We start from the raw sequence: 26,656 nt of genomic DNA on the forward strand, positions 1-26,656 counted from the left end.
TTAATATTCTTCGTTCTGTAGGTTTAACGGATCATTACCAGTTCCAAAGTTAGAAATGCGCTCCATCAAACCTGTACTTTCTTTTCGTTCTACCAAACTAAAATAGCACAAAGTTATGGTAACCAGTGGAATGATGGTAAACACTTGGCAAAGCGATTGCAATATGGTGGTGGCCATTGTTAATGCTAGCGACATGTGGGGCGAACTTTTTGAAAACAAACCAATCATGCTAAATAAGGTGGTAGGCAATACCACCGCGCTCATGCAAGCATAAACAATAATCCAAATAACAATCATACTGCCGAAAGTAAGCCAAAAATTATCTTTTATAATTTTAAAACTTCTAGAAAAAGAATAGCCAAATTCCCCGTTTTCTATGATGATAATTGGGAAAATCATCGCTACAAATGGGAAAAGATAGAACCCCGGGATTAAGCAAAATATAAAACCAACTCCTAACATAAGCAATAAAGGAAGGGCGCTTCCAAATATTCTAAAGAAATAGTATTTAAAATAAGGCCAAACCTCCTCTATGCTGGGTGCGATATTTCCTTTGCGTACATAAAGTGCAATGTAAGATAGTATGGCAGTAAGCATACTTACGTAGGTGGCCACCGAAAAAATGATGGCTATTAGATATTCCCAACTCATCAGTGCTTTAAGTCCTAACAATGGGTCTCTAGTTGCCCCTGGGCCACCTGCCGAATTAATTAAGATTACGCTTTTATACTGTTGCATAAGCATGGCAACCATACTGCCCAACACAAAAATGCCACAGAACAGAAAATAGGTTTTGATAAGGGGTTTAAAGTTTTGCCTTACGAAAGTGAAGGTGTCGTTTATAATCTGGCCAAAATCTCTCGGCTGCTTAAATTCTATGTTCATCGATAAGTTGTTTGGTTTTATTCAGTTTTTTATTTAATCTATTTGGATAGATGATCACATACCAAATTATAAAGCAGGCCGATGCTGTTAAAATGGAAATACTTAGAAACATGGGCATGTCTGTATGGCGGGTTACAAAACTTTCGAAAAATGCGGCGACTACAAAGATCGGGATTAATCCCATAACGATTTTTAATCCATCTTTTGCACCATTGGCTATAGAAACTGCCCTAGAGAATGTTTTTGGAAATAGAATGCTGTTGCCTAAAATTAAACCTGCCCCGCCCGCTAAAACGATGGCAGAAATCTCTAAAGTACCATGTATCCAAATAACCAGCACAGACTGCCAGCCCAGCCCTTTGCTAAAGAAAAAGTACTCGAAAGAGCCCAACATAATGCCATTGCGCACTAGGGAAACAATGGTTCCTAAAGACAATATAATGCCCAACACAAATGTGTACAGAGAAACAAATATGTTGTTTGCGCCAATCTGTATGAACATTAAAACGGGGTTTTGGTCTTTGTAAACACCAAAAGGGTCTCCTTTTGCAATGTTTGCTTCGGTCATGTTTACGTAGCTATCGCCCATAATTAGCCTTACAAAACGAGTATCGTACTTGGCCGATAATGCACCCATTAAACAGGCCAAAAAGAAAAATATAAAGGCATAAAGCAGCTTTTTTCGGTGCATGTAAAAAACAAGTGGTAGTTCTGTTTTCCAAAAATCCAAAAATCGGTTGGAGCGTTCTTTTTTATTTTTATATACTGTTTGATGGAGTGTTGACGCAAGGCCGTTTAAGTAAGCTGTAGTTTTAGAAGTAGGATAAAATGTTTTGGCGTAGGCCAGGTCATTGGTTATCTCTACAAAACGATCGGCAAGGTCGTCTGCATTGGCATAATCTAAGCGCTCAAAACGCTGCCATTTCTCGGTATTTTGTTTAACAAATAAGGCTTCTCTCATCTAAAAAAGCAAGGGACGTTTAATTTGGTCTCAAATTAGGTTTTTTTGTTAAAAATAAGAATAGAATTTCTTTTTTTTTCGCTTGAGCGGATGGAAGGAAAAAAATTATCTGGCGAAAGCCAAGTATATAATGATTTTGTAAAAGGGCAAAATGGTTTGCCAAAGTATATTTTGCGATGCTTTTTCGCTCATACAGGGTTGAGAACATTGTTTAGAATAACAGGAACGGAAAAAAGATTCAGCGACATAGTTAGGTGAATTTTTTATATTTAAACTCGATAAGTAAACCTAACCAGATAAATATGAACAAAATTACCGGATTAATGCTCGGACTGTTAACCCTAGGCCTTACTTCATTTGAAATTGATAAGGCGGAATTAAGCTTTAAGGAAAAGCTCGCAAAATCTAAAATAAGCTTTGAAATGCCCGTGGGCTATAAAGAAATTCCGGTTATAGCCAACAAACAAATGCTTTACGATTATGCGATAAAGAACGTTGACGAAAACTTTGAGCTGCGAGTTGCATTGCGCCCTTTAGATGAGAGGCTTAAAGTATATGAAGAGGAAAAAATTAAACTAGGTTAGCTAGGCGTAAATCCAAACAGTATGTACACGGCTTCTTTCGTGGCAATTTCAATGAATATTTCTGGTAGGGGAAAGCCTGGAGGTAAGCAGTTTCAAAAAGACGCAGTTCAAAAAGAATAAAGAATTTAATGCAGGTTGGGGCGCAACTAATTTTGTTGAAGTGGGAAAAGAATTTGGGCAAGACTACAAATATTGTATGCTTGTAGCTATCCATAAAGATGATGTTTCTGATGCCTACTGTTTTTACTTAACAGATGATAAGGAAAAGTTTAAGACACTTTTGCTCCCTGCTTTTCATTGTTTAAAGTATAAGTGAGATGGTTTGGTTGTTTTAAATACCGTGAATAAAAACCTCGGCAGGAAGATTAAAATAGTTTGTAAGCTGCTTTGCCATTTTTAAAGTGATTTCTCTTTTTCCAGAGAGTATTGCAGAAACATGGCCCTTACTCCCAATTATTGATTCCAAGTCTTTTTGCTTCACGTTCATTTCTTGCATTTTGTATTTAATTACTTCTAAAGCATCTACCTCTGGCAGCTGATAATGGTTGTCATCAAAATCTTTTATCAAAACAATAAGCATTTCCATTTCATCTTGGTCTGGCGTGCCAGGTTGAGCATGAAATATTTCCATTAATCTTATAGAAGCTTTAGTGTAATCTGATTCCGTTTTTAAAACTTTCCAATTCATCGTTATATTCTTTTAAAACTTAATATTGAGGTGTCGAATTTAATATTTTCTACATCAATTTTATCATAGTCTTTATGTGTTCCAAACCAAATGATGTAACAGGCAGTCTGGATAAAATTGATGGAAACAACCAATCTAAAATCGTTTCCCTTAATATTGAAAACTACCCTGTTATTATTCAAAATACTTGCATTGCCGTAAACACCTTTAAGCTGATTGAAATTATCAAAATTATGGTCTGTAAACTCATTATACCAGATCAACAAGGGTGTTTTAGCGATCGGATACTTTTGGATGTAAAACAGCATTGTCCTTTTGACAAGAATTTTCATTTATCAAAAGTACCTAAAAAGTTTTCAAAATGCAAACCTTCAAAATACTCATTTTTGATTGGCTAAAAAATCCTTTCTTTTCTACCTATTTCGGTCTCGATTATTTTTATATTTAACAATCAGATTATTGGAAAATACGCCAAAAACAGTTTAACCGAGATTTGATATTGAAAACCAAATACTACGCTTTATGAAAAATCTACTCTGTGCACTCTTGCTTTTAACCTCAGCTGCAAAAGCTCAAAACACCTTAACATTTAATGTATTGCCAATAAATTGCGAAGATAAATGTGTTGTTTACCCGATGGCAAAAGATAGCACATACATCTTTGGCTTTGTTTACCTAGACGCGGTAGCCGGGTTAACCCTGAATTACGAAGGCAAATTAGAAATTGATAATGAAGGAAATTTACTTAGAACAATGCCTGTGGAGCATCCAAAAGTAGGCGTAACAAAATTCGGTTAGAAGCCAGTCCAACTTTGGTCGCAGAGATTCCAGAGTCGCAGTTTAAATCACTTGGTATTCAGAAGATACCAGATTGGCTATCCTCCTACAGCAAAGACGAAAATGGTGCATCTACTCTATTTAGAAGAGGATTTATGTGCAATGCTTGGAACCAATATGAAAAGGCGCTAACGTATCTATCAAGAGTAGAAAAAATAGATCCAAAGTATATTGGTTTACAAACCGAAAAGGCATTTTCTTATAATGCATTAGGAAAATTTAGCGAAGCAGAGGCCTGTTTGGAAAAGGCAGTTAAAGAAAACCCAAAAAACAGTTATACTTACAAGGAATTGGCTTACGCATATACCAAAGGTTTAAAGTTAGATAAAGCAGCAGAAACCTATGAAACGATGCGAGAAGTGAGTCCAAACCCAAAGTTTTTGCAAGAAACAGCTTACAACCTAGCTTTCGAATATTTTAAAACTAACGATAAAACCAATTTTAACAAATGGAAATTGGAAGCTTCAAAGTGGGTATCTGCGCCTAATCAATTGGCTACAAATCTAGAAGCGATGGGGAAGGAGTTGGGCAATTGATAAAATGAGTTGAAAAATTTCTGCCTACTTTTTCAGCTCAACTCCATAATTTTCATTTAAAAAAATTATGTTTGGGTTATGGAAACCATCAAAATTAGCACCGCTCAAAATATAGATATAGAATATGAAGTTGCAGGTTTGGGAGAGCGTGTTTTGGCGCGATTAATAGACCTTGCGGGGTTTTTAGTCTTATATATCATTTCTATCATCTTATTTGGTGTTGCTGCGTTTACCCATTCTTCTGTCGGGTTCTACGTAATAATGATTGGCTTTTTGGTGGTGTTTATTTTCTACGACCTGGTGTGTGAATTAACCATGAATGGGCAATCAGTAGGGAAAAAGATTATGAAAATTAGGGTAATTAGCTTAACGGGCAGCCAGCCTACGCTTAGCCAATATTTGTTAAGGTGGTTGTTCAGGATTATAGATTTTAGCATTGTTTTTGGATTTGGTGTGGTTGCTGTGTTGGCTGTGGCGTTTACAGAAAAACACCAGCGTATTGGAGATATGATTGCAAAAACCATTGTTATTAAGACCAAACCAAGAACTGCCATAGGCAATATTGCCTTTAGTGCCATACTTCCAGAAGACTATCAGCCGGTTTTTCCAGAGGCGATTCATTTAAATGACGCACAAGCGGCGCTTGTACAGGAAGTATTAATGGGCTTTTATAAAACCGGCCATGCCGATTTAATTTATAGCATGGCCGAAAAAACAAAAGTACATATTGCCGCTACAATGCCACAGGGAATGAACGAATTACAGTTTTTAGAAACGGTGTTAAAAGATTATAATCACCTTACCAGTGCGGTGGACAAATAGGTTGGGGTAAGAGGAGGAGATGATAATTTGTGGAGACGGTAAGTTGTCTGTTGCGCAACTTTCCTTTTTGCAAAGTACAACGGACTTTAGACTTATAAAGAACAATCATGTTGACGCAGGGAACATCTCACACGCATAGGCCGCTTGGTTTGATAAGTCCTAGTTGTGAGACTTTTCGTTCCTCAAAGTGACGACCGCACGTATTCTAAATTTCGGGATTTTAAACGCCTATTGCACCTTCCTCGCCGTGATGTTCATTATGGAAACGAAATTCGGCTATCCCACCATTTTATAAACGTAACAAATCAAAATAAAGTTGCCTACAAAAAGCATCAAAACCCGCAAAAAAAGAGCATCATTTTTTACAGGAAACTTAGTGCGGTAGCCGGCGTAACCGAAAAGCAATATAAGCGGAAGAGTAGCGGGATATAAGAACCAACTTTCTAAAAAATGCCCTTCACACAAGGCAATAACAGACCGTTGGAAACCACAGCCAGGACAGTCTATGCCCGTTAAAGCTTTAAATGGGCAGGATAATAAATGGCTTTGCAGCCAACCAATAAAATTGATTGAGCTGCAAAGCCATTGTATTGAGATACTCACCAAATTTAAACCGCGGGTGGATTTGTTGGATCCATTGGATCCTTCGGCTTATTGAATGGATCGTTTGGTTTGTTAAACGGATTGTTTGTATTGTTAAACGGGTTGTTCATATTCCCAGCACCAAATTGGTTGTTCCCACCCATGTTTGCCTCGGCTGCAGATGGGCCTAAATATTTGGCATCTCCGAAACCCAGTATTGGAAAGAAAATAAACGAAAGCAACACTAATCCAGCAGTAAAGCCTTCGCTCTTGCCAAAACTCTTGCTTAATAGGTTGAGAGCCCAAATGCCAAAAACAAAATTTACGCAAGGGAGTAGTATCCAAAGCAACCAGATCATCGGTTTGCCAATAATTTCTAACAAGATAATTACGTTGTAAATCGGAATGATGGCAGCCCAGCCAGGTTTACCTGCTTTTTCAAATGTTTTCCACATTCCGGCAACTAAGGCAACCCATACTATCAGGTAAAAAATAACTACGCCCGCACCAATTCCTGCCGCAGCGCCGCTCGATCCATAATCTTCCATAATTTTTAAATTCTAGTTTTTAGTTTGGGCTAAAATAAGACTTTAAAATTACAAAGCAAATTTTCTTTAATTTAAGCTATTAATAATTTTCGGCACAACAGCCTCAGCCCATGCTGCATACATTTTGCCGCTTGGGTGTAGGCCATCTTTAGCAAGCAACGTAGAGTCCGTTGCTGCGTTTTTAGAAGCAGGCGTTATGTTGGTAAAACTTACACCTGCAGCCAAAGTAATTTCTTGTGCAAAGGCGTTGTAGTTATCTATTTCTTTTCCAATTTGGTACGCACCTCTGCCATCAGTTTTTGCAAAAGGTGTAATTCCCCAATCGGGTATAGAAATGACGAATACCCTGCTTTTATCGCCATTGGCAAAACTTATTGCTTTATGTAGCAAGGTTGTAAATTCTTTTTGATAAAGAGATAGGTCGTAACCTCGATATTGGTTGTTTACGCCAATAAGTAAGGTAACAAAACTGTAGTTGCTTGCTGGTTTTTCTGTGGCTATAGCGCCAAGCAAATCTGTTGTGGTCCAGCCGGTGGTTGCAATTATTTTTGGTTTTTCTACAGGTATCTTTGCATCATTAAGCAGTTTTTTTATCTGGTATGGATAGGAATCTTCTGCCGATACAGATTCTCCGATGGTGTACGAATCGCCAAGTGCTAAATAAGTAATGCCTTTATCCATATTTGTTGGTTTTGCGGCTGCTTGTTTATTTGTCTTCTGCGCCTTAGAGCAAGAAAAATTTAAGCCGAGTAAGAGAATGGCCGCTATAAAAATCTTCATGCCTAAATTTACGCAAAATTTGCCCGGATAGTTTTGCCAAAAGATGAGCTATAAAAGCTGCATGTTAAACAATGATGCAATATGCTTCTTAAGTTTTTCTTTTACTTCTTCCATATCCATGGCATGGCCTAGTTCTTTTTGTAAAGAGGTAACGGCCTTATCATCTATCCCACAGGGAACAATGTTCTTAAAATAATCTAAGTCTACATTTACATTAAATGCAAAACCATGCATGGTTACCCACCTGCTGCAACGAACACCCATGGCACAAATTTTTCTCGCTTTTTCGTTGTCGGCATCTAGCCAAACACCTGTAAAGCCAGGGTAGCGGCCAGCGGTTATGCCATATTCTTTTAAGGTTAAAATAATGGCTTCTTCCAGTGTACGAAGATATAGGTGGATGTCTGTAAAAAAATTATCTAGGTCTAAAATAGGGTAGCCAACCAGTTGCCCTGGGCCGTGGTAAGTAATGTCGCCACCTCGGTTTATTTTAAAAAAAGTAGCATGCTTATCCTTCAACGCTTGCTCATTTAACAGCAAATTATCCTCACGGCCGCTTTTGCCAAGCGTGTAAACATGTGGGTGTTCACAAAAAACTAAATGATTTGGAGTGGGAAGCTGGGTTCCGTTTTGGCGGTTTTGCGTTTTAATCGCTACCGTTTTGTTTAACAACTCTTCTTGTTTGTCCCAAGCCTGTTGGTAGGCTATATTGCCCCAATCTTTAAAATGTACGGGCTGAATATTGCTGAGCTGCTTAAATTTGATGTTATTTTCTTCGTCCTGCATCATGCCATCACTACACTTTGTGGTTTTAAGTTTTGTGCCACGTAGCCAATCATGTAGCCATCTGTTGTTTTCAGGTAATTAACCGTTAACTCTTCTAAACCTGTTGGCAGATCTACCAGCGCTCGTAGGCTTCCTTGGTCTTTTAATTTAAAGGGCTGAATGTGAATGTGGTCTTTGAAACTTAGTCCCGCTTTCCCCTGCCATTTAAAAATGGCTTCTTTTGCGCACCAACAAACATAAAGGCCGTCGGTATTATTTCCAATTTGTTTTTGGGCCAGTTCTAGGTCGTTTAAAAATTTATGCTTAATTACCTTTATTTTATGCTTTATCATTTCTACGTCTATTCCCACTTCGTAGTTTTTGCTTAGCAAAACCGCAGCATAATCGTAAGAATGGCTTAAAGAAATGTTGTAATTAAAGTTTTCTAAATATGGTTTGCCATGTTGGTCAAAGCGGCAATCTATATAATCGGGCGTGTTTAGCATTACGCGTAAGAGCATCCTGGTACTAAGCCAATGAATTAGTCGTTTGCCATTGTTAAAAGAAGCAATGCGGTCTAACTCATGTTGTTTTAATTGTAGACCAGCAAAAAGTTCCTGTTCGCTTTCCTCAATTTTCCAAAGACCAAGCTGGGCTTCGTTACCTATATTTTTGTTAAATACGATGGGCATTGTCGAAGAATTAATCTAAAAATTAATAATTTAGGCAAAAATAACTATAAAAATGATATTATCAGACAAGGGCATTTTAGAGGAGATTGAAAAAGGAAGCATTATCATCGAGCCTTTTGATATAAGTTGTTTAGGTACAAATTCTTACGATGTGCACTTGGGTAAATATTTGGCAACTTATAAGAGCAGAGTGCTAGATGCAAAAACGAAGAACGAAATAGAACATTTTGAGATTCCGAAAGATGGTTATGTGCTGCATCCCGGTACTTTGTACCTAGGTGTTACATTAGAATATACCGAAACGCATAGACACGTACCTTTTTTAGAGGGAAAAAGCAGCACTGGGCGGTTGGGTATAGATATTCATGCCACTGCTGGTAAAGGTGATGTTGGCTTTTGCAACACTTGGACCTTAGAAATCTCAGTTGCCCAACCGGTAAAAATCTATCACGGCATGCCCATCGGCCAACTTATTTACTTTGCCGTAGATGGAGAGATTGCAACCCCATATAATAAAAAAGACAACGCCAAATACAACAATAAAACCACCCGACCTGTGGAAAGCATGATGTGGAAGAATGAGTTTTAAGGAGATGCAATTCCCTAGGAGATGAAAACTTTATCACTTTTAAAATAATTTGGGCGCTTTTACACGCTGTCCATTATATCTTTTTTTTTGCCAGAAAAGCCAAAAAAAGTATGTCATTGCCATCGTTAGCGCTTAGTCTGAATTATGATTTTTAGGATTAAAAGAAGGTAAGATTATGGAACACGAAGATTTAACACATAAAATAATTGGCTGTGCCATGAAAGTTCATTCGACTTTAGGGAATGGATTCCAAGAAGTTATTTATCAGCGTGCCTTGGCTATTGAAATGGAAAAACAAGGGTTAGGATTTCAAAGAGAAATGGAGATGACCATTCTATACGAGGGCGTTGATATTGGCACAAGAAGGGTGGATTTTTTTGTAGCAGATATTATAATGCTAGAGTTAAAAGCACTGATAAAATTAGAAGATGTTCATTTGGCTCAAGCTATGAATTATTGTCAAGCTTATAATTTGCCAATTGGCTTATTAATAAATTTTGGTGCAAAAAGCTTAGAGTTCAAACGCGTGTACAATGTAAACCATCCTGATAATAAGGGTTATATTCAAAAAAATCCTCAAATCAAAACATCTTAAAAATCTTAATTCAGACAGATGAAGTCAACATGTTAATACAATCTGAATTATCAACAACAAGCTATTTAAATCTATTACAGATTTGTTTGAAGGACAACTTTTAGAGCCAATACGGAATTCTTTCAATTTCAGCGGAAAGTTTTCTCAACCCTCTTGCCGCTGAAATATATTTGTAAATATTCGAAGGTGTTGGCCAACTCATTTCATTGCGTCACCAGCCCAGTAGATTTTATAGCCACTACTATGGGATTATAAAAAACTTATGACTCATCATACACATAAACAATAGTTCAACGCATGGATAGTACATTCATTTGTTGCCTGCGTTGCTTTTTTATCTCGATAGAAAGAATAATAAATAAAAATTAAACAATATTATAGCTACAAAATAGCAGGGTTAAACAATGTTTTGTAAATTAACGCGGTTTAAATCCTTATCCATTTTCTATGAAAAATAAATTAATGTTGTTTCTCGGGTTTTTTGCACTACTAGCAAGTGTTATCGCTTTCAAAGTAGATGATGATCCATTTGCTGCCATTCTAAAAAAATTAGAAGATTATTCTTCAAAATATCCTCAAGAGAAAGTTTACCTTCAATTAGATAAACCTTATTATGCGGTGGGCGATGACATTTGGTTTAAAGGATACGTGGTAAACACCAAAACCCAAGCTCCATCTACCATAAGCGGCATTTTATATGTAGAGCTGATCAATGAAAAAGATTCCATTACCACAAAATTGAAGTTGCCACTAGGAGGGGGAATTACATGGGGCGATTTTAAATTGACAGATTCTTTGAAAGAAGGCAATTATCGCCTACGCGCCTATACCAATTATATGCGTAATTTTGGCAGCGATTTCTTTTTTGATAAAACCATAAAAATAGGCAACAGCTGGACAAACAAAGTATTTACAAAAACCGATTACAGCTATACAACTGTAGATGGGATAGACAAAACCAAGGCAAAAATTCATTTCGAAGATAAAAATGGCCTGCCGTATATCCAAAATGATGTTAGCTATCAGGTAAATATAGATTATAAAAATGTAAAAAAAGGTAAGGCAAAGACAGATACAAATGGCGATGTTGATATAGATTTTACAAGTGGGCAAGCAACTTCTTCCAGCAACGGCAAAATAACTGCAACTCTAAAGCTGCCTAATAAAGACGAGGTAACCAAAGTCATTCCAATTACCTCTACGTCTAGGCAGGTAGATGTACAGTTTATGCCAGAAGGAGGCACGTTTTTAGAAGGTATTCCAACTAGAATTGCCCTAAAAGCAGTAAACTCATCAGGGCGTGGCGAGGCGGTAAACGGGCAAATTTTAGATGCCGCAGGCCAAGAAGTAACTGGTTTTGTTACAGATAGCCTTGGTATGGGTAGTTTTATTTTAACCTCCTTACCAGATCTTGCCTATACCTCTAAAATTAAGTTTAAAGATGGCTCTACCAAAGCATTTAAATTGCCCCTTACACAAAAAAGCGGGTATGCGCTAAAACTTAATACCGCCGATAGTAGCAATGTATATCTAAAAATATTTGCTACCGCTGACAAAGTTTCTGGGGAAGAATTGAAGATTGTAGCACAACAGGCAGGAAACCTGCTGTATGTTTCAAAGGCCAAAATGGACAAACAAGTATTGTCGGCCACCATCCCAAAAACTAAATTGCTTTCTGGCATTGTTCAATTTACGTTGTTTTCTGCAGCCGATGAGTTAATTGCAGAACGGTTGGTGTTTATAAAAAGTAAAGAACGTTTGATAGACATTGATTTAAATACTGCAAAAATTTCTAAATCAGTTAAAGGGAAATCGACATTTGAGTTTACTGCCAAACACGGTCAAAAGCCCATTATTGGAAGTTTTTCTGTTTCAGTTACAAATGCAAGTAAAGTAGTGCCCGATGTAGATAATGAGAGCAATATTTTAGCAACTATGTTACTTACCTCAGATTTGGCCGGGTATGTAGAAAATCCTAATTATTATTTCTTAAAAGATGATGGACAAACAAACGAAGATTTAGACAACCTAATGCTTACCCAAGGATATAGAAGATTTACTTGGAAAAACGTGCTTAACACTCTTCCGCCTGTACTAACCTTTAAACCAGAATCTTCTTTAACCATTAGCGGAACAATAACCAACGGTAAAAAACCTGTGGTTGGAGGTCATGTTATGCTACTATCTACCAAAGGCACGCAGTTTATTTTAGATACGGTTACTAACGCCGAAGGAAAGTTTGTGTTTGATAACTTGGCTTATATCGACAGCACAAAGTTTGTAGTGCAAGCGCGTACCGCTAAGGATAGAAAATACGTAAATATAGAAGTAGATCCTGCGCCTTTGCAATTAGTTACAAAAAACAAAAACAGTGCCGACGTTGAAGTAAACGTGAATGATATATTGATGAAATACATTAAAGGCAACGATCAATATCTTAATGAAATGGTGCGATTGGGTTTAGTAGATAGAACCATCCAATTGGCAGAAGTAACTATTGTTCAGAAAAAAAACATCGCAAAAAATTCTTCTAATCTAAATGGCCCGGGCAATGCAGATTTTGTGCTTGGCGCAGATCAACTTGGCACCTGTCCAACGCTTGTAATTTGTTTACAGAGCAAACTACAAGGCGTTATTTTTAGAGGAAATATTCCCTACTCCACTCGTAGTCCAAATACTCCAATGGGTATTAGGGTAGATGGTGTGCAAACAGACCCAGATTTTCTAGATGGTATTTCCGCAAGCGATGTCGAATCGGTAGAGGTTCTAAAAAGTATTTCATACACTTCATTATACGGCAGTGAAGGCGGGGGTGGTATGATTTTAATAACCACAAAACGAGGCGGCGGCGGCGGAAACTACGACCGATATGCGCCTGGCGTAGTGTCGCTCAGCCCAAAAGGTTTCTACATTGCGCGCGAGTTCTACTCACCGAAATATAACGATCCGGCAAAAAGCCCTAAAGTAGATTTGCGTTCCACCATTTATTGGAATCCGCAGGTAGTTGCCCAAAAAGAAAAAGGTGCTAGCTTTGATTTTTACAATGCCAGCGAACCTGGGAATTATAGGGTTGTTATAGAAGGTATAGACGCTGTTGGGCAACTGGGTAGGAAAGTATATACATACGACGTAAAATAAAAGATATGGAATTTATAAAGGTAAGTGTAAAAGACCATATCGCAACGGTTACATTAAGTCGAGGTAAGTCTAATGCCTTAAATCATGCTATGATTGCCGAGTTAGATGATATGTTTAACAATATAAAAAATGACGATGCAATAGCTGGTGTTATTTTAACTGGTAACGCTCCGTTCTTTTCTGCTGGCCTTGACCTAATAGAACTTTACGACTATAACGAAGAGCAGGTAAAAAATTTCTGGATTGTTTTCTTGCAGTTCGCTACCAATTTGGTGAGTTTTAAAAAACCCTTGGTTGCAGCTATTAGCGGACATGCACTGGCCGGCGGCTGTGTGATGGCTTTGGCCGCCGATTACAGAATTATGGCCGACGGGCCTTTTATTATTGGTTTAAATGAGGTGCCAGTGGGAATCATCGTACCAAATAACATTTTTAACCTCTATGCTTTTTGGCTAGGTTGTGCTCAAGCTGCTCGTAGTTTGCTTCAAGGTACATTGTACAATCCACAAGAAGCCTTGGCCATTGGGCTGGTAGATGAGTTGGTAAATGGCGATAGTTTGTTAACAATTGCAGAGCGCAAGATGAAAAAATTTGTGGAATTAGAGAGCAATACTTGGCAACAGACTAAGCTGGCCATCAGAAAAGATTTAATTAAATCTTTTGAAGAAACACAATCAGCATTTTTAGATAGAATGATGGCTCAATGGTGGGCGCCCGCTACAAGAGCGCTTTTAAAAACCATTATTGATAATCTGAAAAGAAAGTAAACAGCAAGTTAAGCTTAGAGCAAAAGTGCATATTTAAACATCTTTTTTCTAAACCAAATATCATGTCAAACTTTAGTCAACCCATGCTCCGCGATGACGCTTTAAGAGGTAAAACAATTGTTATAACTGGCGGTGGCACAGGCTTAGGGAAGGCAATGGGCGTTTATTTTTTAAAGTTAGGAGCCAATTTGGTTATCACCAGTAGAAAATTGGATGTATTGGTCAGAACTGCTGGAGAAATGGAAGAGAAGACGGGAGGCAATGTGCTTGCTGTTGCCTGCGATGTAAGAGACCCCGCACAGGTAGATCAGTTGCTTGCTAAAACGTTAGAAAGATTTGGAAAAGTAGATGTCCTTTTAAATAATGCAGCTGGTAATTTCATCTCGCCAACCGAGCGATTGTCTGCAAATGCTTTTTCTACCATTATAGATATTGTGCTAAAAGGTACCGTAAACTGCACGTTAGCTTTCGGCAAACATTGGATAAAAGAGAAACAAGCCGCAACAGTGTTAAATATTATAACCACCTACGCTTTTACCGGTTCTGCGTATGTGGTGCCTTCGGCTTGTGCAAAGGGTGGCGTTCTGGCGCTTACCCGTTCTTTGGCTGTAGAATGGGGGAAACATCAAATCAGAACAAATGCCATTGCACCTGGACCTTTTCCAACTAAAGGTGCATGGGAACGGTTGTTGCCCGGCGATTTGGCAAAGAAATTCGATTTCAAAAACCGTGTGCCGCTAAAGCGAGTTGGCGAACACCAAGAATTAGCAAACTTAGCTGCTTTTTTAGTGAGTGATTTTTCTGGCTACATCAATGGCGAAGTGATTACGATAGATGGGGGCGAATGGTTGCAGGGTGCTGGACAGATGAATGGTTTAGAAGCAATTCCTGCAGAAATGTGGGATATGCTAGAGCAAATGACCCGAAGTGCGAAGTAAATTCGACTTACGATTTTAGATTTTTGAGCTAGGGTTACGGGGGCGCTTGATTTTGACTTCTGACACTCTCCTCACGACTAAACGGCGAAACGCCTAGCCATCTAATCTCCAAAACCATTATATTTGCACCATGAACATCTTAATTTTAGGCTCTGGGGGAAGAGAGAGCGCTTTTGCATGGAAAATTAGCCAGTCTTCGCATTGCGATAAATTAATAATTGCCCCAGGCAATGGTGGTACAGGCAAATATGGAACTAATATTTGCATTGGAATAAACGATTTTGATGCGGTACGCAAACTTGTGATCGCAGAGAATATTGGTTTAGTGGTTGTGGGACCAGAAGAGCCCTTGGTAAACGGTATACATGATTTTTTTCTGGCCGATAAGTCCATTGCACACATTCCAGTTATTGGCCCGAAAAAAGAAGGTGCCATGCTAGAAGGAAGCAAAGATTTTTCTAAACAATTTATGGAGCGCCACGGCATACCCGCTGCGGCTTCTAAGTCTTTTACAGCCAAAGAGCTTCAGGAGGGTTTAGCCTACCTATCTGCGCATGCATTACCAATTGTGTTGAAAGCTGATGGCTTGGCGGCAGGAAAAGGCGTGGTTATTTGTAGTGATGTTGCTTCAGCTCAAGAAGAGTTAAAATTAATGCTCGGTGGCAAATTTGGCGCTGCGGGAGCTACCGTAGTGGTAGAAGAATTTTTAGATGGAATAGAACTATCGGTGTTTATTTTAACCGATGGAGCACATTATGTGGTGTTGCCTGAGGCCAAGGATTATAAAAAAATTGGATTGGCAGATACAGGTCCGAATACTGGCGGAATGGGCTCTGTATCGCCAATATCATTTGCAGACGATGTTTTTTTAGCGAAAGTTGAGGAAAGAATTATTAAGCCAACCATAAATGGTCTTAAAAAAGAAGGAATAGATTATACTGGTTTTATATTTTTCGGTTTAATTAAGGTTGGCGAAGAACCTTTCTTAATTGAATACAACGCACGTATGGGCGATCCAGAAACAGAAAGTGTTATTCCTAGAATCGAGAGCGATCTTGTGGAGCTTTTTCTAAGCGCGGTAAATAAAGACCTTAACAATTTTAAATTAAAGGTAAGTGAAAAGACTGCGGCAACCATTATGATTGTTGCCGGCGGTTATCCTGGAGCGTATGAAAAAGGTAAAGTGATTTCGGGAATAGAGAATTTACGCCAATCCTATGCTTTTCATGCAGGTACTTTATTAGATAATGAGGTAGTTAAGAGTAACGGTGGCAGGGTTATAGCCATTACAAGTTTACAAGACGATCTGTTTTTTGCCTTACAAGCAGCTACTGCAGATGCAGGTCGCATTTATTTCGATGGTAAGTTTTTTAGAGAAGACATTGGTTTCGATTTGATTTAAGAATGCTAATAGTTTTGTAAATATAAACGTTTCCAATTTTTAACCAGTCAGAGACACCAACACAGACAAAGAATACGTAGATTATAACATATAGAAGCCCAGCTCATTAAAATGAATTGGGCTTCTATATGTGGTTTTAAGCACAAGCGAGACGCTGTGCGCTAGAATATTCTTACATGAATAACGGATTACAAGCTGGCGCCAAATATATTAGGCCAGTATATTACAAGCCTGAGATTGCTTTGTACACCGCAACGTCCTTTAGAGGCACTCCTTGTCCCGACTTCTTTGGGAAAGTAATCCCGTTCGCAGAATCTTTTAGATTATTTTATTAGCGAGCTCAGGTTACTAACGCAAAATAAAAGGCCCGAGGTTTCAAAACCTCGGGCCTTTGTGATAATATAAAATCTTGTTTACTTAGATTTAGAATCAAATAATTCTGCAAGTTTACTTTCTAAAGCCTCGCCCCTCAATCCTTTTCCAATAATTTTGCCTGTTGGGTCAATCAAGAAGTTAGCTGGGATAGAACGTACACCGTACATTACTGCAACATCATTGTTCCAAAATTTTAGATCAGATACCTGAGTCCACTCTAATTTATCGTCTGCAATGGCCTTAAGCCAAGCATCTTTTTTGCCAGGTTGGTCTAAAGAAACGCCTAAAACCGTAAAGCCTTTTGCTTTGTATTTATTGTAAGCAGCTACCACATTAGGGTTTTCTTGTCTGCAAGGGCCACACCACGATGCCCAAAAATCTAACAGCACATATTTTCCTTTAAAATCAGCCAAGGAAACGGGTTTTCCATTTACATCATTTTGTGTAAAATTCATTGCCATTACGCCTACGGCAGTTTTTGATGCGGCATCAAAAGTTTGTTTCAGTTTCTTACCTTCAGTAGTTTCTTTAAGCGCGGGGCTTAACAGGTTAAAAGCTTTTTGGGCTTCTACAGCTTGATCGGGATCACTGGCCAACTGCATTAAAGAAGATAAACTAACAAATGAATTTGGATTGTTCTTAACAAACGTGTAAACAATTGGAGGCAAACCGGTCGCAGCTTTTTCGTACCGACTTTGTATATCTTCCATCGTTTTAGGGTCTTTTTTCAACGAGTCAGAAAGGTTTGCATACTCATTATTTAGCGCCTCTAATTGAGAGGTAACAGGCTTTGAAATTTCTTCTAGTTTTTTGTTGTCTACATTTAGTGGCGACCCAGAAATCACAGCATTCTTTAATGAATCGCTAGCTGTAACTTTTAACACTCCTGGTTCTACATATAAGGGTAAAAAATCTAATACAACACCTTGTGCAGGCCTATTAACATAAGGGTTTGTGTTTAAAAACAAGTTGCCTCTTACAGGTTTTTCTAACGTTCCTTTAAACGTAAAGCTGCCATTGTTTACCATGGCGCTATCGGTAATATTGGTGCCAGCCGCATTGTAAATTAGATAAACTTTATCGCCTGTTTTAAGGTTTTTAACGTTTCCGTTAACGGTATATGGCTTTTGTGCCAAAGCTGCAATTGGCAACAACGCCATCGCAGAAATTAATAATTTTTTCATCCGGTTTTTTAAAAATTGTTAATCAAATATAAAAATAGTTAACTTTTAAACGATGGTTGCTGTGTAAAATTATGTTAGCTTTTGATAGGTGCGCCACCATAAGTCGGGCATTTCGCCATTAATTGCTTGCTGATAATCGTCGTATTTGCACGGTATTAAGTGATAACGCTCGTTTTTTGTTGGCCCGGGAGGATATGGAACTTGCATCCACCACCTGTCAGATTTTTTGCTTTTCACAAACACCATTTCTCCGGCAGCGTCTTTTAAACTCGTGCGGTAAATGATAAATTGAGATTTTGGAGTAAGTGGAAAATCTCTTTTTCGTGCGTAAAAACCATCGATAAAATACCAGACCATCTGCGCCAGCAACAAAGCAGTTTGTCCGTTATTATCATAAGCAGGATTAAATTCATAAAAACCAATAGAGGTAAGTTTATCATTAATTCCTGCGTAGCGTGCAATTCTGCAAGCTTTTTCGCCGTCGAAGCCATTTGGCGTTGCGTTTGCATTTGCTACAGCATCTGCCGATCTAATGGCGCCCATATCAAAACTTACCAAGTTTGCATTTCTTATAACCGGTTCTGCCAAAGCAATGTTCTGCGAAAAATCACCCAATCTGTGGGCATCGAAATATAATTTTTCCATCACCGATAGGCTCTCTTGATTTACAAAAAAAGTTTGATAACCCAGGTTGCTAAAATTAAAAAGGTAGTTGGGCTGGTGGAGAAAAATCTTGTTTAAATAACAGTCAGAACGGGTAACAATACCATCTTCGCCGTCTTCATTCATATCGAACTGATTGTCTACTACAACCAAATCTACTTTCTGTTCCAATCCTTCGTATCCTAAATACTGCGCATAAGTTAAGTCTTGGCCACCCCCAATAATTACAGGGATGATCTTGTTCTTCACCAATTCGGCTACAATTGTTTTTACAGCAATGTATGTATCGGCAACCGTTGCGCCAGCTTTTATATTACCTAAATCTGCTATTTTGCTTTCAAAAGCACCCTCGTTTAAGAGATAAAACTGCGCTCTAAAATAATCTGGCGCAAATGCACAACCCTCGTTGTTAACAGCTTTTCGTCCATCTTGCACGCCAAACAAGGCAATATCAAAATGCTTGTCTTCTACATCTGGAAATGTATCGATAAAAATATCGGCTTTGCTACCCATTTGAGACGTTAAAAAGCCGCTTTTTGGGGTAAATGTATTCGGGGTTACGGGAGTAAAAAAATCCTTTAATGACATATTTCTAAAACTATCGCCCCAAATATCTATTTTTGAGGGCGTATTTTTACATTTCATTGCAAAAAAATTAACATGATATTGGTTACCGGCGGTACGGGTTTTCTAGGTTCTGAACTAATAAAGCAACTTACCGATGCCAATCAGCCAGTTAGAGCCATTAAAAGAGCAACCTCTACCATTCCTAAAATATTGCTTAACCAACCACTTATAGAGTGGCAAAACGCAGATATTAATGAGCCCGCAACACTTGCGGATGTTTTTCAAAACATTACAAAAGTATACCATTGTGCGGCATTTGTTTCTTTAAGTGGATCCGATAAAAAGAAGCTCTACCACGTTAATATAGATGGAACCTCCAACGTCATCAATCTTTGCCAGGAATATAAGTGTAGGTTGTTGCATGTAAGTTCGGTGGCCGCGCTAGGAGATGCAAGAGAAGATGCAGAAATTAATGAAGATGATTACTGGGAGTACAATGCAAGTGCGCAACCGTATGGCCTGTCTAAATATGAGGGAGAAATGGAGGTTTGGCGCGGAATTGCCGAAGGACTAAACGCGGTAATTGTTAATCCTTCGGTTATTATTGGCGAAAGTGTTGGTTTTGAAGGAAGTGGTGCTATTTTTAAAATGATAAAAGACGGTTTTAAATTCTATACAGACGGCGCCACCGGCTTGGTAGATGTAAAGGACGTTGCCAAGGCGATGATCTTGCTAATGGAAAGCCAATTTAGTGGCGAGCGCTTTATCATTTCCTCAGAAAATTATACTTACAAAGATTTATTTGGTGCAATAGCAGATGGTTTTGGACTATCTCGACCAAAAATAGAAGCAAAATCCTGGATGCTCGGAATAGCCTGGCGCGCGCTGAAAGTTGGTGCCTTATTAACCGGCAAAACTCCTGCAATTACAAAGGATACCGCAAAAAGCAGTATAACCAATAGCTATTATTGCAATGAAAAAATAAGCAACGCTATTAACATAAAGTTTAAACCAGTTTTAGCAAGTATTAAAGACATTACCAATTATTTAAGTTGATGCAAAAAAACAGAGCATATTACATTATTGATTTCGACAGTACGTTTACGCAAGTAGAAGCCCTAGATGAGTTGGCAAGAATTTCATTAAAGGACCATCCAGATCGGGCGCTGATCTATCAAAAAATAGAAGATTACACCAATTTGGCAATGGAGGGCAAGATGTCTTTTTCAGAAAGTTTGGCAGGGCGGATAAAGTTGTTGGAAGCAAGTGATCAGCATTTAAAAAAGTTGATCAAGCATTTGAGAAAGAAGATTTCTAAATCTTTTTCTAGAAATGAAGCCTTTTTTAAAAAACATGCAGATGATGTGCTCATAGTTTCTGGCGGATTTAAGGAGTTTATCATCCCTGTGGTAAGCCCGTTCCACATTAAAAAGAAAAATATTTACGCCAATACTTTTGTAACCAATGCCGATGGTGATATTATAGATTACGACCACGAAAATCCACTTAGCCAAGAGGGTGGCAAGGTTAAGCTGCTGCAACAATTAAAACTAAAAGGCGATTTAGTAGGTATTGGTGATGGTTATTCTGATTTCCAGTTAAGAGAAAGTGGTCTGGTCGACAAGTTTTATGCCTTTACCGAAAATATTTCTCGCCAAACCATTGTAGAAAGAGCCGACCACATTACCCCAAGCTTTGATGAGTTTTTATATGTAAATGATCTTCCGCAATCTATTTCTTACCCAAAAAACCGCATTCTTTGTTTGGTTATCGGCAATGTAGATGAAGCGAGTATCAAACTGTTAAAAGACGACGGATTATCTATCAGGCACAAAACAACGTTTGAAGATAAATACGTTAAAGATGTTGGAATGATGCTACTTGCCGATGGCGAGGAAATCTCAAACGAACAACTAAAAAATGCAAGTAAATTAAAAGCGGTCGGTTATTTGGGAAACAGTAAAGGCAAAGTTGATGCAGATTTGGCCACAGAAATGGGTATCGTAGTGTTTGATGATGCTAAACACAACCCTAGAAACATAGATTTTATTCCAAAAAGAATGGTAAATTTTATGAATTCTGGCGCAACTTACCTCAGCAGTAATTTCCCCAATCTCCAGCTTCCAAAAATAGAGAAATCTCATAGGTTAATACACATCCACCACAACGTGCCCGGCATTATGGCGCAAATAAATACAGCATTTGCCAAACACGATGTAAACATTGTTGGCCAGTTTTTGATGACCAATAGCAAAATTGGTTACGCCATTACAGATATTAATGCAGAATACGATAAGGCAATTTTTAAATCGCTAAAAAAAATAGAGCATACCATAAAATTCAGAGTGCTTTATTAAAGAGCTAATTTAGATGAGAATAATTTGGGCGCTTACCAACGTTCTCACACGCCCTCCATTGTATTTTCGCTCGGCCTAACAAGCTAAGGATGCCTTTAAGGTCGTTAGCAATTGCACGGAGTAGATTATCAGCAATTTACCCCGCTGTTGGCAGGCATGGCTTCTCAAAGAAACTCATTGGCTTTTCTGGGTTTTTAATAATCTCAAACAAAGTAAAACCCCAAGGTTTTAGAAAGTTTTCTAGTACTTGGCCATATACTTTGTGTTGCCAAACGTCAAAAAGAGGCTTGTTGAAAGCGCCTCTCAACGGCATAGGCTCTATAAAGGTGGTTTCTTTTAGCGGAACGATGGTGTAATCGGGCAGGCGGTTAAATAAATAGGCAGAATAATAATACCTAGCAGATAGCTCTTCAAACTGCTCAGCAGAAAGCGCTTTCCCCTCAATTTCTTTTAGTATATCCTGATGAAAAATATTATTGGTTCCATTATCCTGCAAGCAGGCAACAATACCAAAATCTTTCATCTTCATTGAAAACGTTAACGTGTTAATCTCATCGCGAAAGCTAAATGGCGTGTTCTTATCTGCGAGTTCTACCACGGTGATAGACCAAGGTTTAAAGTTTTCGAAAACTAAATCGCTGTATAATTTCTGTATGAAAAACTGGTGTGTGCCAAATCTTTTAATCAGCGATTGCGACATGTTCAAACCGGCGGCCGTACCTTCTGCTCTAATGGCAGCGTGCATTTCTGCATAAATAAAACCGTATAAAAACTTGCCTATCCAAATAAACAAATCTTCTTCCGCTAGCTTAGAAACCACCGAATAGCCTTCGCTAAAGGCATTTTCCATCTTTTCTTCCAAAGGAATTAAGAACTCGCTATTTAATGCGGTATCTACAGGCAATTCTAAAGAGCTATAGCTGCGTACGCTTTCATCTAAAAGTTTTATTTGCTCTTCGCCGCTCAATTCTGCCTGTTTTAACAGCCATTTCGGAATTAGTGGCACTCGCGTAAGCAATGTTTTTGCATCTTTCCCGCTCAGGAAACACTTATTATAAGAAAAGTCGAAGGTTAAAAAAGGATTGTACATTTTTTTATTATTGGTGCAATATTACCACTAATATTTTTGGGGTGGAGCAACTTAAACCATTTTTAACGTTGCCATTACTTTATCCGTTTTTCGCAATACACGCAAAAAAAATTATTATCTTGGCATATAAAATCTATTCTACATGCAAGTTGATTACCGACCTTACGAATTTGAGCTTAAACATCCTTTTTCTATAGCAAAGTTTACCCGAACCAGTACCCCATTATTACTTTTAAAACTCACTTTAGATGGTGTTGAGGGTTATGGAGAAGCCTCTATGGTGCCTTACATGGGCGAAAGCTACGAAGGTGCAACCAAATTTCTAGCAAAAGTTGATTGGCAAAAAATGGTTTACCCTTTTAATTTTGAGGCCATTATCGACATGTTAGACGCAATTGCAGAAGGGCAACCAGCCATAAAGGCGGCTATTGACATTGCGCTGAACGACATCAACGGAAAAATTTTAGCTAAGCCTTGCTATGAGATTTATGGTGCAGACCCGCAGAAGATGCCGGTTACCTCGTACACCATTGGCATAGATACACCAGCAGTTATCCGCGAAAAGCTAAAAGATGCAGGAGCTTTTAAGGTGATAAAGGTAAAATTAGGGAGAGATAACGATAGAGAAATTATAGAAACCATTCGTAGCGTAACAAATGTGCCACTTTATGTAGATGCAAACCAAGGCTGGGCCGATAAACAACAGGCGATAGACCTTATTTATTGGTTGCATGATAAGGGTGTATTGTTGATAGAACAGCCTATGGATAAAACAAATATAGAAGGGAATGCATGGCTTACCGAACGAAGCCCAATTCCTTTATTGGCCGATGAAGCGCTGCAGCGGTTTAAAGATTTGGACGATTTGAAGGGGGTTTACCACGGCATTAATGTAAAGTTGATGAAAAGCTGCGGAATGTATGAAGGCCATAAAACAATTACCAGGGCGAAAGAACTTGGCATGAAGGTGCTTATTGGCTGTATGAGCGAAACCAGTTGTGCAACATTGGCCGCAATTGCTTTGGCGCCCCTTTGCAACTGGGCAGATTTAGATGGCCCGTTTTTAACAACTAACAATCCATTTAAAAATCCAGATTTCGAAAATGGAAAGTGGATGTTAAAAAATGCACCAGGACTTGGCTTAGAAGGCGTAAATTCTAGTCTTTTTCCTTAAAAGACTTTTTAATGTCTTTAGAAAGCTGAATTTTCAAATAGATGAAGGCACCACCAATTCCAACTAAAAAAGCAGCGGGAATATATTTGCCATTGTTATAGCACCAAACCAGTCCCATAATAGATAGGATGATGAAAATATTGTAAACGATATTTATGGCGATTTTTTTTCCCATTTAGCTAAAATTATTGCACAACTTTCCAGGTGGAAAACTGTGCAATTACCGGAAGACATCTAAAGCTTCTTATAAGTTTATGAATTTATTATTGCCTAATATACAGGCATATCTGGGTCGTAAGCTTGTTGCCAAGCAACAATACCACCTTTAAGGTTGTACAAGTTATCGAAACCAAATTGTTGCTCTAGTTGCATAACTGCTGCCGCGCTTCTTTTGCCACTTCTACATTGCACAATAACTGGCTTGTCTTTCGCAATAGCATCTGCTTCTATCAATATGCCGCCCAAAGGAATATTTTCCCCCTCGAGGTTGGAAACTTCGTACTCAAAAGGCTCGCGAACATCTATCAATTGAAAATCTTCCTTGTTGTCGATTTTTTGTTTCAATTCCTGTACCGATATTTCTTTCATAAAATATTAATTTCTACAAATATAGTTTTTTTAAAAGTTCTGAAACCAATGCTAATTTCATTACAATGCAACAAGTTATGGGTAACGCTACGGCGTTTTAATAAACTCTAAGTTTAATTTAATCTCTACATCTTTTCCCACGCCGGCACCGGTTGGGTCGTAATTTATATTGTAGTCCAATCGATTAATTGTGGTTGTAGCGCCAAATCCGGCTTTAACTCTTCCCATTTGATCTTTGGCTGTTCCGCCATAAACCACGGCAAACTTTACATCTTTGGTTACGTCTTTAATGGTCAGCTTGCCGCTAAGCTCGTAATTATTTTCAGATAGTTTCTTAAAATTTGTACTCTCAAACTTCATGGTTGGATATTTTTCGGCATCGAAAAAATTTGTGCTTTTTAAATCCTTATCTCGCATCTCTACTGTGGTGTTAACACTATTTACATCAACGGTAAAAGCTATTTTGGCGTCTGTTAGGTCTTCTTTCGATGTCGTTAACGTTCCAGAAAAAGTACCGAAATGTCCATCTACAAAGGAGATGCCCATGTGTCTAATAGAAAACGTAACGAACGAATGCATTGGATCTGTCTTCCAAATATTTTGCGCAAAAGTTGACAGGGAAAGAGTGATAGCAACAAATAATAACATAAATTTTTTCATGGTTTTCCGTTTTAAATAAAAAATAATTCTTTATAAGTTTTAAGGTGACCGAAAGATATGAAAGTTAATTCGTAAAGAGAATTAATAGGCGTTTAAGCAGTAATGCGTCTTATGTATTTTGAATATCTTTGAATCCTAAAAAAATTAGATGAAAAGATTCTTGCTGCTTTTTTTCTGCTGCTACACCTTTACCGCCGTTGCAGCGAAGCCAAAAAATATATACGTAAAAATAGAAACCGTTTACGGTACTTGTATCGTACAGCTGTACAACCAAACTCCCTTGCACAGAGATAATTTTGTAAAGCTTGCCAAAGCGAAATTCTACAATGGTCTTTTGTTTCACAGGGTGATGAAGAATTTTATGATTCAGGGTGGCGATCCAACTTCTAGAAATGCCCAGCCCGAATCGCTCTTGGGCGAAGGTGATGTTGGCTACAAGATAAAAGCAGAGTTTAACGATAGCCTTTTTCATAAAAAAGGTGTTATTGCAGCTGCTCGCGATGATAATCCGGAGAAAGCATCAAGCGGGTGCCAGTTCTATTTGGTGCAGGGAAAGGTGTTTACAGATGAGCAACTGAACATGTTAGAAAAAACCAGACTTCATTTTAAAATTCCAGAGTGGCAGCGAGCAGTTTATAAAACTATAGGCGGTGCGCCACATTTAGATAGAAATTACACAGTTTTTGGCGAGATTATAAGCGGTTTAAACGTAGTTGATTCAATTGCCAATGTCTCAACCAATAAAAATAATAGGCCGGAAACAGATGTTCAAATGAAAATTACGGTGTTGAGAAGAGGGCAGGCACGACGGCTGGAACGGAAATTGGCGCAAGATAAAATCAATGAAAAATTACGACTGTAGAGAGTTAGTCTATTTTAAATACCAGCCTTTTTATAGACAATACAATTGTTAATTATTTTCTAAATTTACCGCCATCACATCCATTAAGAAATGAAAATAATATCATACAACGTAAATGGCATTCGAGCTGCGACAACGAAAAATTTTTTTGGCTGGTTGCAAAGTACCGATGCAGATATGGTTTGTCTGCAAGAAGTTAAGGCATTGCCTATTCAAATTCCAGAAATATTAGCCTTGATTACGCAGTTGGGTTATCATTATTATTTTCATCCTGCAGAAAAAAAAGGTTACAGCGGTGTTGCCATTTTAGCCAGATTAAAGCCTTTGCACGTAGAGGTGGGCTGCGGCGAGGAGTGGATTGACAAAGAGGGTAGGGTTCTACGAGCCGATTTTGAAGACTTTTCCTTGATGAGCCTTTATATGCCATCAGGTTCTAGCGGAGAGGAACGGCAAGGCAAAAAATACAATTTTATGGAATTTTTTGATGGCTATATTGCAGGGATAAAGAAAGAACACCCAAATTTAATTGTAAGCGGCGATTATAACATTTGCCATACGGCGGTAGACATTCACAACCCAAAATCTAATGCCAACTCGTCGGGTTTTTTGCCTCAAGAACGAGAATGGATGCAGCTTTTTTTAGATAATGGCTTTATAGACACTTTTCGATATTTCAATAAAGATCCGCATCATTATACTTGGTGGAGTTATAGATCTGGTGCTAGAAGTAGAAATTTAGGCTGGCGCATTGATTATCATCTGGCAACAACGCCAATGGAAAGTCGGTTAAAAAGTGTAAAAATTTTGCCCGATGCCATCCATTCAGATCATTGTCCGGTGTTATTGGAATTAATTTAGAAAAGAAGTTACAAGTTCTCTGCTTCGTATTTATCACCAGCTTTGATCATCTGTGCAATAAGGATTTTATCTGCCGACGTTAACTCTTCTTTTTCTTGCAGTTCGAACAAAGCAATCATATTTGCCTCATATTGTTGTTCTGTTTTAATTATGATTTCGTTTTCCATTC

Annotated in this window: 31 protein-coding genes; 15 read left to right on the forward strand and 16 right to left on the reverse strand. The window is 38.2% G+C overall.

Going from position 1 to position 26,656, the window contains the following annotated elements; translation table 11 throughout:
* Both ABIB40_RS02300 and ABIB40_RS02305 read right to left on the reverse strand, forming a co-directional pair.
* A complete protein-coding gene (locus tag ABIB40_RS02300; RefSeq protein ID WP_354355562.1) occupies positions 1–885 on the reverse strand; it encodes a hypothetical protein in 885 nt (294 codons plus the stop codon).
* Complete coding sequence (locus tag ABIB40_RS02305) at positions 869–1,846, reverse strand: stage II sporulation protein M (RefSeq protein WP_354355564.1); 978 nt, start codon at positions 1,844–1,846, stop codon at positions 869–871. The genes ABIB40_RS02300 and ABIB40_RS02305 overlap by 17 nt, the downstream gene beginning before the upstream one ends.
* 302 nt (positions 1,847–2,148) lie before the next feature.
* Here ABIB40_RS02305 and ABIB40_RS02310 point away from each other — a divergent pair, with 302 nt between their 5' ends.
* Entirely contained in the window at positions 2,149–2,430 is a 282-nt protein-coding gene (locus tag ABIB40_RS02310) for a hypothetical protein (protein WP_354355566.1), read from the forward strand.
* A gap of 331 nt (positions 2,431–2,761) precedes the next feature.
* Here the strand turns inward: ABIB40_RS02310 and ABIB40_RS02315 are convergent, their stop codons facing one another.
* Positions 2,762–3,118: a helix-turn-helix domain-containing protein gene (locus ABIB40_RS02315; protein ID WP_354355568.1), complete on the reverse strand. Its 357-nt coding sequence runs from the start codon at positions 3,116–3,118 to the stop codon at positions 2,762–2,764.
* A 2-nt stretch (positions 3,119–3,120) separates the two neighbouring features.
* Entirely contained in the window at positions 3,121–3,450 is a 330-nt protein-coding gene (locus ABIB40_RS02320) for a type II toxin-antitoxin system HigB family toxin (RefSeq protein ID WP_354355570.1), read from the reverse strand.
* Between the two features lie 190 nt (positions 3,451–3,640).
* Between ABIB40_RS02320 and ABIB40_RS02325 the strand changes: the two genes are divergently transcribed.
* The 3 genes from ABIB40_RS02325 to ABIB40_RS02335 all read left to right on the forward strand — a co-directional run bounded on the left by ABIB40_RS02325 (position 3,641) and on the right by ABIB40_RS02335 (position 5,313).
* Positions 3,641–3,916, forward strand: a complete 276-nt coding sequence (locus tag ABIB40_RS02325; protein WP_354355572.1) for a hypothetical protein — start codon at positions 3,641–3,643, stop codon at positions 3,914–3,916.
* A gap of 14 nt (positions 3,917–3,930) precedes the next feature.
* Positions 3,931–4,491 (forward strand): tetratricopeptide repeat protein, encoded by a 561-nt coding sequence (locus tag ABIB40_RS02330; protein ID WP_354355574.1) that lies wholly within the window; start codon positions 3,931–3,933, stop codon positions 4,489–4,491.
* A 78-nt stretch (positions 4,492–4,569) separates the two neighbouring features.
* Entirely contained in the window at positions 4,570–5,313 is a 744-nt protein-coding gene (locus ABIB40_RS02335; protein ID WP_354355576.1) for an RDD family protein, read from the forward strand.
* 276 nt (positions 5,314–5,589) lie between these two features.
* Here ABIB40_RS02335 and ABIB40_RS02340 read toward each other — a convergent pair whose 3' ends face one another.
* From ABIB40_RS02340 to ABIB40_RS02360, 5 genes are all read right to left on the reverse strand, one after another.
* Positions 5,590–5,916: a DUF2752 domain-containing protein gene (locus ABIB40_RS02340; protein ID WP_354355578.1), complete on the reverse strand. Its 327-nt coding sequence runs from the start codon at positions 5,914–5,916 to the stop codon at positions 5,590–5,592.
* A gap of 5 nt (positions 5,917–5,921) precedes the next feature.
* Complete coding sequence (locus ABIB40_RS02345; protein WP_354355580.1) at positions 5,922–6,443, reverse strand: DUF5684 domain-containing protein; 522 nt, start codon at positions 6,441–6,443, stop codon at positions 5,922–5,924.
* Between the two features lie 66 nt (positions 6,444–6,509).
* Complete coding sequence (locus ABIB40_RS02350; RefSeq protein ID WP_354355582.1) at positions 6,510–7,223, reverse strand: SGNH/GDSL hydrolase family protein; 714 nt, start codon at positions 7,221–7,223, stop codon at positions 6,510–6,512.
* A gap of 48 nt (positions 7,224–7,271) precedes the next feature.
* Positions 7,272–8,009 (reverse strand): lipoyl(octanoyl) transferase LipB, encoded by a 738-nt coding sequence (gene lipB, locus ABIB40_RS02355; RefSeq protein ID WP_502931049.1) that lies wholly within the window; start codon positions 8,007–8,009, stop codon positions 7,272–7,274.
* On the reverse strand, positions 8,009–8,680 hold the full coding sequence (locus ABIB40_RS02360) for a 4'-phosphopantetheinyl transferase family protein (RefSeq protein ID WP_354355586.1): 672 nt from the start codon (positions 8,678–8,680) through the stop codon (positions 8,009–8,011). Before ABIB40_RS02360 ends, lipB begins: the two co-directional genes overlap by 1 nt.
* Positions 8,681–8,732: 52 nt before the next feature.
* Here ABIB40_RS02360 and dcd point away from each other — a divergent pair, with 52 nt between their 5' ends.
* The 6 genes from dcd to purD all read left to right on the forward strand — a co-directional run bounded on the left by dcd (position 8,733) and on the right by purD (position 16,109).
* Positions 8,733–9,269 (forward strand): dCTP deaminase, encoded by a 537-nt coding sequence (gene dcd / locus ABIB40_RS02365; RefSeq protein ID WP_354355588.1) that lies wholly within the window; start codon positions 8,733–8,735, stop codon positions 9,267–9,269.
* Positions 9,270–9,444: 175 nt separating this feature from the next.
* A complete protein-coding gene (locus ABIB40_RS02370; protein WP_354355590.1) occupies positions 9,445–9,864 on the forward strand; it encodes a GxxExxY protein in 420 nt (139 codons plus the stop codon).
* 447 nt (positions 9,865–10,311) lie between these two features.
* The gene (locus ABIB40_RS02375; protein ID WP_354355592.1) at positions 10,312–13,002 is read left to right on the forward strand and encodes a TonB-dependent receptor; all 2,691 of its coding nucleotides are present in this window, start codon (positions 10,312–10,314) and stop codon (positions 13,000–13,002) included.
* A 5-nt stretch (positions 13,003–13,007) separates the two neighbouring features.
* Positions 13,008–13,769 (forward strand): enoyl-CoA hydratase/isomerase family protein, encoded by a 762-nt coding sequence (locus ABIB40_RS02380; RefSeq protein WP_354355594.1) that lies wholly within the window; start codon positions 13,008–13,010, stop codon positions 13,767–13,769.
* Positions 13,770–13,831: 62 nt separating this feature from the next.
* A complete protein-coding gene (locus ABIB40_RS02385; RefSeq protein WP_354355596.1) occupies positions 13,832–14,707 on the forward strand; it encodes an SDR family oxidoreductase in 876 nt (291 codons plus the stop codon).
* Positions 14,708–14,837: 130 nt separating this feature from the next.
* Positions 14,838–16,109, forward strand: a complete 1,272-nt coding sequence (gene purD / locus ABIB40_RS02390; protein ID WP_354355598.1) for a phosphoribosylamine--glycine ligase — start codon at positions 14,838–14,840, stop codon at positions 16,107–16,109.
* A gap of 413 nt (positions 16,110–16,522) precedes the next feature.
* On the opposite strand, the gene ABIB40_RS02395 is transcribed toward purD, so the two are convergent.
* A complete protein-coding gene (locus ABIB40_RS02395) occupies positions 16,523–17,668 on the reverse strand; it encodes a redoxin domain-containing protein (RefSeq protein ID WP_354355600.1) in 1,146 nt (381 codons plus the stop codon).
* Between the two features lie 69 nt (positions 17,669–17,737).
* The gene (locus ABIB40_RS02400) at positions 17,738–18,919 is read right to left on the reverse strand and encodes a formimidoylglutamase (RefSeq protein ID WP_354356329.1); all 1,182 of its coding nucleotides are present in this window, start codon (positions 18,917–18,919) and stop codon (positions 17,738–17,740) included.
* Between the two features lie 72 nt (positions 18,920–18,991).
* On the opposite strand from ABIB40_RS02400, the gene ABIB40_RS02405 reads away from it, so the two are divergent.
* Both ABIB40_RS02405 and ABIB40_RS02410 read left to right on the forward strand, forming a co-directional pair.
* The gene (locus tag ABIB40_RS02405) at positions 18,992–19,954 is read left to right on the forward strand and encodes an NAD-dependent epimerase/dehydratase family protein (RefSeq protein WP_354355602.1); all 963 of its coding nucleotides are present in this window, start codon (positions 18,992–18,994) and stop codon (positions 19,952–19,954) included.
* The gene (locus ABIB40_RS02410; RefSeq protein WP_354355604.1) at positions 19,954–21,255 is read left to right on the forward strand and encodes an HAD-IB family phosphatase; all 1,302 of its coding nucleotides are present in this window, start codon (positions 19,954–19,956) and stop codon (positions 21,253–21,255) included. Before ABIB40_RS02405 ends, ABIB40_RS02410 begins: the two co-directional genes overlap by 1 nt.
* A 136-nt stretch (positions 21,256–21,391) precedes the next feature.
* Here ABIB40_RS02410 and ABIB40_RS02415 read toward each other — a convergent pair whose 3' ends face one another.
* Entirely contained in the window at positions 21,392–22,345 is a 954-nt protein-coding gene (locus ABIB40_RS02415) for a hypothetical protein (protein ID WP_354355606.1), read from the reverse strand.
* Between the two features lie 142 nt (positions 22,346–22,487).
* Here ABIB40_RS02415 and ABIB40_RS02420 point away from each other — a divergent pair, with 142 nt between their 5' ends.
* Positions 22,488–23,519 (forward strand): dipeptide epimerase, encoded by a 1,032-nt coding sequence (locus ABIB40_RS02420; RefSeq protein WP_354355608.1) that lies wholly within the window; start codon positions 22,488–22,490, stop codon positions 23,517–23,519.
* On the opposite strand, the gene ABIB40_RS02425 is transcribed toward ABIB40_RS02420, so the two are convergent.
* The 3 genes from ABIB40_RS02425 to ABIB40_RS02435 form a co-directional block, all read right to left on the reverse strand.
* Positions 23,503–23,694: a DUF6358 family protein gene (locus ABIB40_RS02425; protein WP_354355610.1), complete on the reverse strand. Its 192-nt coding sequence runs from the start codon at positions 23,692–23,694 to the stop codon at positions 23,503–23,505. The genes ABIB40_RS02420 and ABIB40_RS02425 overlap by 17 nt on opposite strands.
* Before the next feature lie 95 nt (positions 23,695–23,789).
* On the reverse strand, positions 23,790–24,107 hold the full coding sequence (locus ABIB40_RS02430; protein ID WP_354355612.1) for a rhodanese-like domain-containing protein: 318 nt from the start codon (positions 24,105–24,107) through the stop codon (positions 23,790–23,792).
* An 87-nt stretch (positions 24,108–24,194) separates the two neighbouring features.
* Positions 24,195–24,767 carry a YceI family protein gene (locus ABIB40_RS02435; protein ID WP_354355614.1) on the reverse strand — a complete coding sequence of 191 codons (573 nt, stop codon included), beginning with the start codon at positions 24,765–24,767 and terminating at the stop codon, positions 24,195–24,197.
* A gap of 148 nt (positions 24,768–24,915) precedes the next feature.
* On the opposite strand from ABIB40_RS02435, the gene ABIB40_RS02440 reads away from it, so the two are divergent.
* Both ABIB40_RS02440 and ABIB40_RS02445 read left to right on the forward strand, forming a co-directional pair.
* Positions 24,916–25,629 (forward strand): peptidylprolyl isomerase, encoded by a 714-nt coding sequence (locus ABIB40_RS02440; protein WP_354355616.1) that lies wholly within the window; start codon positions 24,916–24,918, stop codon positions 25,627–25,629.
* 90 nt (positions 25,630–25,719) lie between these two features.
* On the forward strand, positions 25,720–26,487 hold the full coding sequence (locus ABIB40_RS02445) for an exodeoxyribonuclease III (protein ID WP_354355618.1): 768 nt from the start codon (positions 25,720–25,722) through the stop codon (positions 26,485–26,487).
* A gap of 8 nt (positions 26,488–26,495) precedes the next feature.
* Here ABIB40_RS02445 and ABIB40_RS02450 read toward each other — a convergent pair whose 3' ends face one another.
* Positions 26,496–26,654, reverse strand: a complete 159-nt coding sequence (locus ABIB40_RS02450) for a hypothetical protein (RefSeq protein ID WP_354355620.1) — start codon at positions 26,652–26,654, stop codon at positions 26,496–26,498.
* Positions 26,655–26,656: the final 2 nt, after the last annotated feature.

This window comes from Pedobacter sp. UYP30, from assembly GCF_040547165.1.
Lineage (GTDB): Bacteria > Bacteroidota > Bacteroidia > Sphingobacteriales > Sphingobacteriaceae > Pedobacter.